This is a genomic window from Pontiella agarivorans, from assembly GCF_034531395.1.
In the GTDB taxonomy this organism is placed as follows: Bacteria; Verrucomicrobiota; Kiritimatiellia; order Kiritimatiellales; family Pontiellaceae; genus Pontiella; species Pontiella agarivorans.
In genome coordinates this window covers 842,758-855,289 of sequence record NZ_JARVCO010000010.1, presented here as the reverse complement: position 1 = coordinate 855,289, position 12,532 = coordinate 842,758, and the positions used below count along the sequence as shown (strand labels likewise).

Genomic DNA, 12,532 nt, shown 5'->3' with positions numbered 1-12,532 from the left:
CAGAACCTGCGACATCTGATCAATGAAAGAGGAAGGAACTTCACATGAATTTCATAAAGCTAGCACTTGTTTGTGCCACTAGTTTTGCATCCGCACATACATCGGCCCTTCCCCTGTTTTCAGATGACTTTGAATCGGGGAGCTTAAATCAGTGGCAGAATGTCATTGAGGGTGCAGGTACCCAACTCAATATCCTAGAACAGAACGGGAACCATTCCGCACAAATCGTACATATCAGCGGAGGGCGAAGCGGCCTGGGCAATAATAAACTAACCGGATTCTCTGAAACGCAGTTTGAAGTGGAACTGGATGTCACCATTATCTCCGACTCTGGGGGAAATGCCGATTTCGTATTGGGTCGGAATCATTATGCCTCTAACACGGAACGGACGTATGAGCTGGACCTCGATGCCAACTCTTCAGGAATTGGAATCACAGATTCCTATCGCCTAATTATCAATAATGATGTCTCCGCAAGCCTGAACTACGACACCGGCCGCGTTGCTGCTGGCTGTGTTGATGTTTTTAGAAACGGAACCCTTATTTGGGATGATACGCCTTTGGATTCGGTAAACAATATTCCCGGCTCCCCTTCCCTCTCTTTCGGGTTTGTTATCAATTTGAACGAACCGGATATTACGCTTCGAGCGGATAACATTACGCTTAAAAATTTCAGTATCCCGTCACAAAGTACCTATTACGTGAGTCCGGATGGAAACGATAACAACCCCGGCACAGAATCGCAGCCCTTTAAAACCTTGCAGCATGGCATCAACCAATTGTCTGCTGGAAATACCTTGCTCGTCCGCGGTGGACGTTATAACGAATCCGTGATAGCAAGCGGCCTGACGGGGTCCTCCGCTTCTCCTGTTGTCATTCAGGCTTATCCCGACGAATATGTTTTTCTGGATGGAACCCGTCCGATCAGTGAGCTGGCAACTGGTTCATGGAGCCTTGCCTCTCAGGAATTTCCCGGCACCACCCACATCTATAAAATTCAACTCAACCAGGATATTCATCAGCTGTTTGATGACGGTGAAATGATGATTCCCGCCCGGTGGCCGAATGCCTTTCTGCACGATGGATCCATTTGGGATCGCGAACAATGGGCCCGGGGGGATGACAGTCTCGACACAAACGGGACGATGGTTGCCGATGCAACGATAGATGACAACGGTCACGATCTGGCCGCTTCCGGCATTGACCTCACAGGCGCCATGGGCATCCTGAATGTCGGTAACTGGTTGACCGCCACCCGCGAAATCACCAGCCATACTTCGGGAGAAAACACCTTCACCTACAATCCCGTTAACTTTACCTTCCAACCCCAGAATCATTATTTCTATGCCGAATGCAAACTCGAGCTGCTCGATGCTGAACGCGAGTGGTTTTACGACATCGATACCGGCATGCTCTACCTCTGGAGTCCCGGGGGCGGCATGCCGGATGGAGATATTCGCGGCAAGGTTTTAAGTTATGCCTTTAATATCAGCGACTCTCAATATGTCCGCCTCGACGGGTTTAATTTTTTCGGCGCCGCCTTCCGCTATTACCGTACGACCCACTCCTCCGTTAAAAACTGCGACCTGAATTTCCCCAGCTGCTCGAAACGGATGCTTAAGCAAGTTGGCCATCCCGACATCTGTATGATTGAACACGACGACGATGAAGACCCATCGTCCTGTACCGTCTACAACGTCACGATCCGCAATACGGATAGCGATGCGTTCTACAGTGAAGGCAATAGTAACGTCCTTGAAAACTGTATGTTCGAGAACATCGACTTCAGCGCCACGGAACTCCGCGGCATGATGTTCAGTGTCACGATGCAAGGCAGCAACAGCGTTGCCCGTCGCAATACACTCCGTCAGTCCGGCGCTTCGGCCACCTTCAGTTTCGGACGCGCGCCCATTGCCGAACTGAACCGCATCTCCCACACGGGCTTTCTGCAAAGCGACGGCTCCCTGATACAGCTACCGGTTGCCATGCAGGATGGTGCCGTACTCCGCTACAACTGGTTGCTCGACACCATTAAATACGGACAGCGTTTCGATGCAATCAACCCCATTCCAACCGATCCATCGGTGCTGGGAACGAATGGAGTCATGCATCACAATGTCGGCCGAAACTGTAACGGAGGATTCATGATCAAAGGAAACGGACATACCTTCGCCTTCAACACGGCCATGGGGTCGGATATCCGCAACGATGTCATCATCTTTTATGAGGGCGGCTCTGCACAGAGCAACTCCATCTTCCGCAACAATGCCGTATCAAAAATGAGCCTGCATCGTAAAAACAACGTCCTGCCCGAGCTCGATGGATACGACCACAACTGGAACGGATACACCTTCGACCCAATCCAAACCGTCAATCCTCAGCTTATAGACCCCGACAGTTTTGATTTCCGGCCCGCCGCCGGTTCCGACCTGATCGATGCCGGTATTGCAGTTCCCGGCATCCCGGAAAGCTATCTGGGCACCGCACCTGACATCGGGGCCTACGAGGCCGGTTCCTTAATCTACTGGATTCCCGGCTATCAGGCTCCCGAAGCCTCCGCACCGATTCCTGCCGATGGTGCACTGGAACAACCGCTCAACCGCGACCTGATCTATCTGATCGGACGGGAAGGTATACAGGCTGAAATCTATCTGGGCACGGACCCCGCGCAACTGGCAGCCATTACCACTCAAACCAATCCGACCAACATTGTTAATCTGGCCGATCTTGGGTCTCCACTTACCTCCGGAACCACCTATCATTGGCGCGTCGACACCATCAAAGCCGATTCATCCGTCGTTACCGGCTCCGTCTGGCAATTCACCACCGAAGGAATAGCCGCGCTTGACCTCCCGTCCTACGATGGCTTTGAAAATGGCTGGGGCAATTGGAGCAATACCGGCATACAAACCGCGATTTCGAGCGATCCGGCATGGGCCAGCTCCGGGTCGAATGCTGTCCACATCAAAGATGATGAGGCCGGCTCCATTCTCATGCTTAATTCCAGTTTCGATGCCTCTGCCTACAGCAGTCTCACACTCGACTTCAGCTTCATTATGGATTCAATGGATCCCCCGGATGAGGCCTTTATAGAATATTTCGACGGAACTGATTGGCTGACGATTTACACTATCGGCCAGCCACACGGTCATATCAACGGAACCAACTATCAAGAATCTGTTACGGTCGTAAGCAACCGATATGCAATGCCTGTCGATGCATGTTTTCGATTCAGAAACGGCGGAGCAGGGCCGGCTGATCATATGTACTATGACGATATTCATATCAACGGAAGCCATGCGGATAACTACCAAAACTGGTTGGCGGTATCCGGGTTGTCGGAATCGAACTCAAATCCCTTGGCAGATCTGGAGCCGGATGGCATGGATAACTTTACAGAATACGCCCTGGGCGGAAATCCAACCAGCAATGATGCTCACGCCCTTCTCCCCGTTTCACGGATAATCGATTTATACGGCGAACAGCAGATGCAGGTGGTGTACCGCCGACGGACTGATCATGAAGAACGCAGCTTAAACTACGCCCTCTCATTATCCACCAACCTGATTCACGGAAACTGGACCCCAGTCAATGCCTCTGAAGAACGAACCGGATCCGCACCAACAGGCTTTGAAACAGTCACCAATCATGTCCCAATCTCAACAAATCAGCAGCAGTTCATCAGATTGGAAATTTCTGAAGAGCTGGATGAACACCCTTAAACCGGTGAAGTGAAGGCTTACAGCATGCCGTTTTTTTAACCAGCTCCTCTATTCCCCAAAAAGCGGCATTTATTCTGAAGAGTATCTGGTTCTGAAGAACCTGACTGAAGTTAAACGCAAAATAATGAACAATGGATGTAAAATGAAAAAATACTCTTATACACAGGGCTTCTGGCCCTTACTGCCTCTGCGGCAGAATTCAGCAATCCGATTACCACCGACTGTTATACCGCTGATCCGGCCCCTTTTATTGGAGCCGATGGAAAACTCTGGCTCTACACCAGCCATGACAAAGAAGACGCCAACCGATTTAATATGGATGACTACTGCGCCTTCTCGACCGAAAACATGAAAGACTGGACCTTCCATGGCTACACGCTGGCCACAGAAGATATTCCGTGGGTCGATGGATTTTTCTGGGCCCCGGCCGGAATCTATCACGACGGAACGTACTACCTCTACTTCCCGATCGGAGGCGGAGGAAAAACCGGTGTCGTTACGAGCAAATCCCCCACCGGCCCCTGGACCGATCCGATCGGCGGCCCCATGGATACGGGCACCATGGATCCGGGCATCTTTATTGATGACGATGGGCAAGCTTATATGGTCGGTTCCATTCCGAAAGAACAGCTCAAACCGCAACCGAACTGTCATCGGACTCCGTTTATCGTAAAGATGAAACCCGACCTGCTGGGCTATGAAGGTGAAAAACGTATTCTGGAACCGCACGAATATGAAAACCACACCGAAGCCTGCTGGCTTCACAAATATAACGGGAAATACTACCTGACCCACAAAGGGCGAGGCGGCCTCATCTACAGCATGGCAGACTCTCCGATGGGCCCCTATACGAATATGGGCGTATTCATGGGCGGCATCAGAGGGAATCACCAGGCCGTCATTGAATATAAAGGAACGTCGTATCTCTTCTTTCAGTCCCGCCCCGTTTCCGACTTTCAGCACCGCCGGAATGTCTCCGTTACCAAACTGGAATATAATGAAGATGGAACCATTAAACCGGTAATCGAACCACCGTACGATCCGGTCAAAATCAAAAATGGAATTGATAAGTTTGGACATATTCCAAAAATCGAAAAGAAAAAACGTCGCAAAGGCCTCAAAAGCAATAGCGAAAAATAATCAAGTGACGCGAGCCGCCTCAAATGGCTATCTTTATTCATCCGACTAGGGTACCACGGAAATGGCCGGCCTCTCCGGTAAAAACTGGCTGGAGCAAACAGTATGGAAACGAAAATCTAAAGCTGATTTACAACGACAATCACAATACCCTGGCCGGAATGAGCCACCCGAAAGAATCCATTCAACTTTTCAAAACACTGAAGCATGAGGGAATTCCGACCGATGGAATCGGGATCCAATGCCATACGAAAATCACTATTGACGGCCAGCATCGCGGATGCCCCCGATGTTAGGACCACTGGCTTAAGTGGAATCTGCGACCTATCGTGACATTCTTAATGCATGTATTAGCGAATCGGCAGGAAAAGCATTTAAAACATGGGAATTCACCGATCCCGGCTACCGGCACCCCGCCGCCGGAAAAACAGAACTACGGGACTCCCAGCCCCTTTGACAATACGCTAAAAGTCAAACCGGTCTATAACGCGATGCAAGAACTGCTGGTTCAAAAAGTCCAGAGAAATAAAATCAAGCACCTGACGCGTTAAAATATGAAATAAGGTATGAACAGGATATCTCACCGGTTTTGTTTTGAGCTTTCTTTTCCTTTCTCCGACAAGTAGTGGTTCCTATTCTCAAAGGGGAAGAAGTTCAGGTAATGGGTAATTCATCTGTCAAATAAACCTCCCCATCACAAGCAGACTGGGCATCTTTTGCAGGGCGGGCACGGTTGACGCAGGAGACCTCCCCGCCGTCGACCTTAAGAAGTCGCACAGGAGTATTTAAGCTCGACTATTTCTGCACTGAAAACACATATAGCTATGGATGTTATCCCTGGCTTCCTAATTCATTAGCCTTCATATTCCACCCCTTCTCCTCAGCAGTGGCTCTTTAACTATTTCTTTTTCTTAGAGGGCGCTTTCTTGATAGGAGCAGTGGGTTCATGATGGATTAATTCGACCGTCTGGATGGTGCCATCCGGGTTATAAAACAGTTTATTCATACAGCTGTTTCGCTTATACAGATGCCCGCCATCATAGTTTCCGCAATGGTTGAAAAAATACCATTGCCCTTTAAATTCGACGATTGAATGATGAATTTGAGCGCCCTGAGCCTTTTTTACAAATTTGGCATTGTTCGAGAAAGGACCATAAGGAGATTTTGACATGGCGTAACTGCCCTGCTCTGCATATCCTTTATTCTTATAAGAGAAATAATAGGTGCCTTTATATTTATGAACAAAGGTGCCTTCATGACAGTCGTCAGCACCGTAATCCACCATACGCGGCTCCTCTGCAAGTTCGCGCATATTGGGCTTCAGCTTAGCCATTTTAATTCCGGTTTTTGCTGCGCCCCAATAGAGATACGCCTGCCCGTCATCATCCATAAAGCAGCACGGATCAATTCCATCGGTTCCTTTAATAAATCCTTGATCCACAAAGGGGCCTTCCGGTTTCGAGGAGGTGGCAACTCCCACTTTCCATCCTTTTCCTCCCTTGGCCATATGCGGAAAGTAGAGGTAATACGTTCCGTCCTTGTAGCCAGCAGACGGAGCAAACATAAGGCCACCTTTATCGCGCCCCCAACTGACATCTCGGGAGTGAAGAATTTCACCATGATCAGTCCAGCTAATCAGATCACTTGACGAAAATGCATGATAACCATCCATCGTGGTATAATTCACGGCATCATCCTGGTCGTGAGAGGTATAGAGCCACATTTTTCCATCCTTCCAAACATGCGCCGAAGGATCAGCCGTTCGAATATGACGAATAATTGGATTGCCCGGATGATTGACAGGATCAGACACCTTATCAAACTTCCACTGCGATCCTTTGGTTGCATTTTCGCTTAGGACCAGTTTTCCCGATTGGTTTAGCGTAATAAACTGAGGAGTTGAAGCATCTCCATCATCCAGCGTAAATGTACGTTCCGTTTTGGTGAGATTCCATTTTGCGTCGACCTCTTGATAGGGTGATAGTATGAGATTGGTATCGCAACGGGTCAGGTAGTGCCCCGTTTTCAGATTCTTCAGATAATACTGTTGTTCAGTCGCGATGAGTTCCCATTGAACGGACGTCCCTTTTATCGCCTCTTTTTCAAGACGGAGAGTGCCCGCCTGATCCTTGAGGATAATCTGTTTAGTGACACTCGTAACGCGGAAGACACCTTCAGGAAAAGGGGCATCGAGCACAATGCCATAGGCATAAAGTCCGGGGAGTAAACTGGCGATCAAAAGTTTAGTTGCATTCATAGTTATTATTTTCTCAAATTTGCTTCAAAAGGGCCGCGTGTCCAGCAACTGTCAATGCAGTAAAAACATCGTGTGGCGAACAATTAAGAGGATGCAGCCTGATCCCCCATGCTTAATTAAAATATATCTTTTCATGTTTAGCGAAGAGGTCTTCTACACACAGAACTACTTACAGATATAGGAGCGCCAGGAAGGCGCTCCAATGTATACCCCAACCCCTACCGAGTTATCGTGATTCCAACACAAACTGAGCTTTATCTCCATTCCACGTTGGATCGCCCACTTTTACGTTAATATTCCCTTCGGGATTCGCTGACATATTTTCAGCATGACTAATGCGAAAATGTTTTCCGTAACTGCGGTTTTCGATCAGGACATATTCTCCCGACTTCGCAATAGTTTTCCACTCCGCTTCCTCCCCAGCCACAAAGGTCGCTTTAACAGCACTGCCATTCGCAGCGTCAGGCATATACAGATATTGTCCATTCGCTTTATTTCTCAGGTAAAAATATCCATTACTCGTCGGCAATCTTTCCCAGCGCGTCCACTTCCCGCCCCACGTATTTGGGCACTGCACCACCGGAGCACCTTCCACACCATCAAACGGACGAATGCGATTGCCGGAAAACTTGTTTTCAATATAGAAGGTTCCCGTAATTTCGGCCGCAGCAAATCCATCATCGAACATGGCCTCCAGTTTTTCCGGATTCCCCTGCTCATCACCCGTCACCATATAATAGACCATGCCGCAATCTGAAATATCACATTTCCCAGAAGCTTCCATTCGAGCGTAAATAAACTGAATCGCACTATTTATAGATGCGGAATGTTTATTGTAGTCTCGGATAAAATGCCACACATCCCAATACTCAGACCCACCCGGGCCCGCTTTGTGGGAAGCAAAACCTTCCGTTATACTGGAATTCTGATTCTGGTCCCGGATTTCATCAAAATTCACTCCAAAGTCGCTGAAGGCATCTTTCATTTCCGCCCAGGTCCACCCACTATGTGCATCCTCGTTTGATGCGGGGCTATCCGCATGGTTTTCATTCCATCCGGAATGAGAGATCACCCGCACGTATTGCAGCGTCGATGAATCCACATTTTTTGCCTTATTCAAACCGCGCCCGCAAACCTCCATCGGTCCCGCAACAACAATCGTCAACGGATCACTTGCCGAAGAGGCTAAAATGACATCCCTCATCGCATTATATGCCGCACCTGGATCATCTACTGCTGCCATAAAATTCGAAGTATCAAAGCCGAATTTGTTTCCACATGTAACCGCGCTTTCAATCATTTCTGCCCGATCATCATCTTCACTACCCCAGACATGATCACTATATGTATAAAGCACCACTTTATCCTGCAGCCCTTGTGACGCTAAAATGCCTAATGAGGCTGAAGTTGCCCCCCAATCATCATTATCGTGCATGTTACCATCTGAACTAAGAGCTATACGCCCCGCACTATAGGGCACGCTTTGTCCAAAGGAAGTAACGGCAGAAAAAACCCCTAGCAGTATGTTTGTGACTAATGTTTTCTTTTTCATGATTCCTCTTAATTACCATGTTATATGGTGCACGGCAGAAAATTGATTCCACTTTAACACCACGAATCTTACGAAAGAGTATCCAGATAAATAATACCGATTCCCCGAAAACAAAGTTCGGTTTATCTGAAAACTCACTTGCAGACGGCACTCTCTATACCTTTGTTAAATAAAAAGATGCCACCAAAGATAAGTTTTGATGAATCTCCCTGTTACAGATAGTGGAGTAGTAATCTACATTGCATAGAGTCCGCTTTATAAATACGAATCATTTAGCAAGCATGACCCATTGCACTTTCGTTCCGGCAGCCGTATCCGGAGCCACGCGCACCTGAATATTTCCATCAGGAGAGCTGCTGACCTCCAGATCCTTATTACATCGAATCGGCTGCCCATATAATCGGTTCACCAAAATCACCCCATAAGCAGCATCCATGATATTCCACTCCGCCTCTGGTCCCGTCACATAGGAGCCCTCAACCACCGTTCCCGTAGTAGAATCCGGCATCAACAAGTAGGCCCCGCTCTTCTTATTCTTCAGGTAAAACCATTCTCCTGAAGCCGGCACTTGTTCCCACTGTGTCCATCTCCCTCCCCACGTCTCCGGAACCTGAATGATCTGCGCACCTTCCACCGTATTGACTGGACGAATTCGATTTCCGCTATAGACATTTTCAATGTAATAAATACTCCCTTCAGTCGGAGGAGAGCTGGTAAATCCATTATCCAATATCAGCTTTAAATCAGAGGGACCACCCTGCGCATCAGCAGTAAACAAATAATACGTCATTCCGGCATCAGATATGTCTGATTTGCCCGAAATTTCCATCTGCTCATAGATAAACTGAATGGCACGATTGATTGACTCAGAATGCGCATTGTAGTCGCGCAGAAAGTACCAAGACGGCCAATAGCTGTCGCCGGATGAACTCGCTGCATGCGTTCCAAACCCCTCTGTTTTACTCGTTTTTTTATTCTGCTCATCGATGTGATCAAACACCACACCATCCGCTGCAAAATGACTTTTCAACGTCGGCCAATTCCAAATACCGATCTCATCCTTTACCGAATGCTTTTCATTTTGCCCCGAATGAGAAATCACGCGTACATGAGCCAGTGAGGACGCATCAATAGCCTGAGCCTTATTCAGGGCAGCCCCCATGATTTCCGTCATACCCGCTAATATGATATACAGCGGATCGTCAGCCGTGGATGCGAGAATTTCATCGCGCATGGCATTCTCAGCCTGATTCACATTCCCCACAGCATCAATCACTCTCGTGCCGGTAAAACCAAACAGTTCCACACTCCCGGCCACACTTGCCTGAATCTCAGCGCGTGTCGCCTGTTTATCTGATGCCCAATAATGATCACTATGAATTAAAAGAGTCGTCTTATCCTGCAATCCTTTCGCGGCAATCATGGCTAAGGCCGCCGGCGTTGCTCCATAATCATCCGGATCATGATTATTTCCATCGATCGTGAATATAATGCGCCCTTTATCATACGGAACAGCCTGCCCCCAACTACATGCAGCGCTTAAAAGCACCGCCCCAACAATCCATTGAATGGTTCGGTTCATGTTATCCTCTTTTTTGTTTAGCGTTAAATATCGCACAAACTTAAACAGCACTTGCTTTTATCAGACCTGCATAACAAAACACACCGCACCCTGAATACGACACGCCCTCCTCATTTTAGAAGACCCTATCAAGCACGCCACCATAGAGATGCCACAAAAGAAGCAAGACTTAACAAAAAGCACCCCGAAATCTTCCGAGCACAAAAAAGCGCAGGAAAACCGGAAGATTCCGGTCCCTGCGCCTCTCTCTGTCGGATCGCTTATTTCTGGGCAGGCCAGATCTGAATCCGTTCTACTGAACCGGATAGCTCAACAGGGCCCGGGAATGGGTTTTCAACATTGCGCTGTGCACCGAAAAAGTCAGTATCAATCGATACCGGCGTGCCATCAGCGTGCTCAAAAGCCTGATGAGTTATTTCCGTTTTACCAAGCATTTTCGTGGTAACCAAATCACGCTTCTGACCTTTCGCCCAATCAGCATTAAGATCTAATTCAAGAAAGACCTTACCCCCGTTATTCCGAATCCGATAACGCGTATCGGCCTCATGATCAATCTGAGCATTTTTCTCCAGCTTATTCGCAGGAACCGCCTTGTAGAGAAAAAGGTTTCCCCCCATCTGAATCTTATTTTTACAATTGTTGTAACTGCGTAACCCGGAATCTTCCATCACAATATTGTTATAGAAACGATCATCACCATCAAATATTTTGGACCGGCCGACCAGCTCCGTGGAGTGCGGCTTGAAAAACTGAGTCAAACGCTCGTGCTCTGGGCGTTGAATCACTTTTCCGCCAAAAAGGTTATGCACAAATGCACTGCCCTGAGAAGCATCCCTTAAGGATTCATCTGACAGCATAATGTTATTATCCACCAACAGTGGACCGTGATTCACTTCAACAAACAGATCCATTTGTTTATGATTATAGAGGATATTCCCTGTCACGCGTGCGCCCTGCGACATCCAATCCAGCCAGATGCCTTTGCAACCGGAATTATAGATCAGGTTATTGCTGATGAGCGTATCAACCGGCGCATGAAACTTAATGCCGGCCTGCTCAAACCCCTCGAAACTTTTGTTCATGAAGATATCGTGAATGACATTTCCAGTGATCGTCGAAAATGCTGCACCATGACTTCCAACGATGCCGGACTGGCCGCAATAGGCAATCCTATTATTCCGCACCAGATGACCGCCCACATTATCCTTATTCCAATCGCCACGGGCAATCGTACGTTCCACCAGTTGGTAATGCGCATTGTAACCATAATCCATCAGCCCATCAAACCGGTCAAAGTTTTTACCCAGCGTCAACCCTGTGCAGCGAGCCCGTGTAATTTCGTTATCTTCGATAATCCAACCCTTGCTCCAGCCGGTACCGATCAGACCAATCTGCTCGGTGGTCGGCGGCGACCAGGGATTGGCGGCCTTCGTCAGTTTAAACCCGCGTACGGTTATATAGTTGATATTGGGTTTGGATGGATAAAAAACTGCGCGACGTTTGCTGATCTCGACATTGGAGGTATTGGGATCAATATTGCCGCCGGAAGGCATACCGGTAAAGTTAGCCCAGATCCAGGTACCCTGATTATCGGACTTGGAATACCATTTTTTCCCATGGCAAGTTCCATATAGATCTTCAAGGGCGGCGGCTTCGTTCAGTTCGTTATCATTAAAGTATACCGCACCGACTTTATGATCCTGTTTCAGCGGAAAAAACCAGTCCCCTTCCAGAGGAATGAAAAACGGGTTATACGCACCAAAATAATCATTCGGCAGATACAAAAGCCAGACATCGCCCGACTGACGGACCCATCCCTTGGCCTCTTCTGCCCCCGTAATCGTCACGTTTTCACCCTGGGCAGCCTGATACACAATCCGCTGCTCATCCGATGTTCCGCCGCGCGGCGGATCAATACGCTCGCGGTAGGTGCCTTCATGAACCGTAATAATATCGCCGGGCATCGCAAGATTTGCGGCGGCCTGAATGGTTCGCATAGGTTTGCTTTCCGTTCCCGGCCCCGAATCATTTCCATTTAATGCCACATGGTATTCCATTGCCCCGGCCGGCCCCACAACCGTCAAAAGTCCTACCAGCAACGATTTCACTCCAAATTGTTTTTTGTTTTTTTGCATATCAAAATCCTTCCACTTGGCAACAGAAACACAACGTCGACCGGCAACGGACTCCTGATAAATCCGCCGCCGGAACCTCCTTGTCGTGATGCTTATCATCACACTGTTGTATAGATGCCAATCACTGAAAAAAAATGAACGATTTTA

General features: G+C 48.2%; 7 protein-coding genes. 3 read left to right on the top strand and 4 right to left on the bottom strand.

The features are described 5' to 3' along the window. Positions 1 to 44 precede the first annotated feature (44 nt). From P9H32_RS10955 to P9H32_RS10945, 3 genes are all read left to right on the top strand, one after another. Positions 45 to 3,722 carry a right-handed parallel beta-helix repeat-containing protein gene (locus P9H32_RS10955; RefSeq protein ID WP_322608937.1) on the top strand — a complete coding sequence of 1,226 codons (3,678 nt, stop codon included), beginning with the start codon at positions 45 to 47 and terminating at the stop codon, positions 3,720 to 3,722. A gap of 315 nt (positions 3,723 to 4,037) precedes the next feature. Further along, on the top strand, positions 4,038 to 4,862 hold the full coding sequence (locus tag P9H32_RS10950; protein ID WP_322608936.1) for a family 43 glycosylhydrolase: 825 nt from the start codon (positions 4,038 to 4,040) through the stop codon (positions 4,860 to 4,862). Between the two features lie 23 nt (positions 4,863 to 4,885). Then, entirely contained in the window at positions 4,886 to 5,155 is a 270-nt protein-coding gene (locus P9H32_RS10945; RefSeq protein ID WP_322608935.1) for an endo-1,4-beta-xylanase, read from the top strand. Positions 5,156 to 5,757: 602 nt separating this feature from the next. On the opposite strand, the gene P9H32_RS10940 is transcribed toward P9H32_RS10945, so the two are convergent. The 4 genes from P9H32_RS10940 to P9H32_RS10925 form a co-directional block, all read right to left on the bottom strand. Continuing rightward, on the bottom strand, positions 5,758 to 7,116 hold the full coding sequence (locus tag P9H32_RS10940; RefSeq protein WP_322608934.1) for a family 43 glycosylhydrolase: 1,359 nt from the start codon (positions 7,114 to 7,116) through the stop codon (positions 5,758 to 5,760). Positions 7,117 to 7,342: 226 nt separating this feature from the next. Further along, positions 7,343 to 8,668 carry an RICIN domain-containing protein gene (locus P9H32_RS10935; protein ID WP_322608933.1) on the bottom strand — a complete coding sequence of 442 codons (1,326 nt, stop codon included), beginning with the start codon at positions 8,666 to 8,668 and terminating at the stop codon, positions 7,343 to 7,345. 268 nt (positions 8,669 to 8,936) lie between these two features. Continuing rightward, on the bottom strand, positions 8,937 to 10,250 hold the full coding sequence (locus P9H32_RS10930; RefSeq protein WP_322608932.1) for an RICIN domain-containing protein: 1,314 nt from the start codon (positions 10,248 to 10,250) through the stop codon (positions 8,937 to 8,939). A 260-nt stretch (positions 10,251 to 10,510) separates the two neighbouring features. Then, positions 10,511 to 12,385, bottom strand: a complete 1,875-nt coding sequence (locus P9H32_RS10925) for a right-handed parallel beta-helix repeat-containing protein (RefSeq protein ID WP_322608931.1) — start codon at positions 12,383 to 12,385, stop codon at positions 10,511 to 10,513. Between the last annotated feature and the right edge of the window lie 147 nt (positions 12,386 to 12,532).

Excerpts from the sequence above, each read along its gene's own strand:
- P9H32_RS10955 (WP_322608937.1), top strand. The coding sequence starts at position 45 with ATGAATTTCATAAAGCTAGCACTTGTTTGTGCCACTAGTTTTGCATCC.
- P9H32_RS10950 (WP_322608936.1), top strand. The coding sequence starts at position 4,038 with ATGGATGACTACTGCGCCTTCTCGACCGAAAACATGAAAGACTGGACC.
- P9H32_RS10945 (WP_322608935.1), top strand. The coding sequence starts at position 4,886 with ATGGCTATCTTTATTCATCCGACTAGGGTACCACGGAAATGGCCGGCC.
- P9H32_RS10940 (WP_322608934.1), bottom strand. The coding sequence starts at position 7,116 with ATGAATGCAACTAAACTTTTGATCGCCAGTTTACTCCCCGGACTTTAT.
- P9H32_RS10935 (WP_322608933.1), bottom strand. The coding sequence starts at position 8,668 with ATGAAAAAGAAAACATTAGTCACAAACATACTGCTAGGGGTTTTTTCT.
- P9H32_RS10930 (WP_322608932.1), bottom strand. The coding sequence starts at position 10,250 with ATGAACCGAACCATTCAATGGATTGTTGGGGCGGTGCTTTTAAGCGCT.
- P9H32_RS10925 (WP_322608931.1), bottom strand. The coding sequence starts at position 12,385 with ATGCAAAAAAACAAAAAACAATTTGGAGTGAAATCGTTGCTGGTAGGA.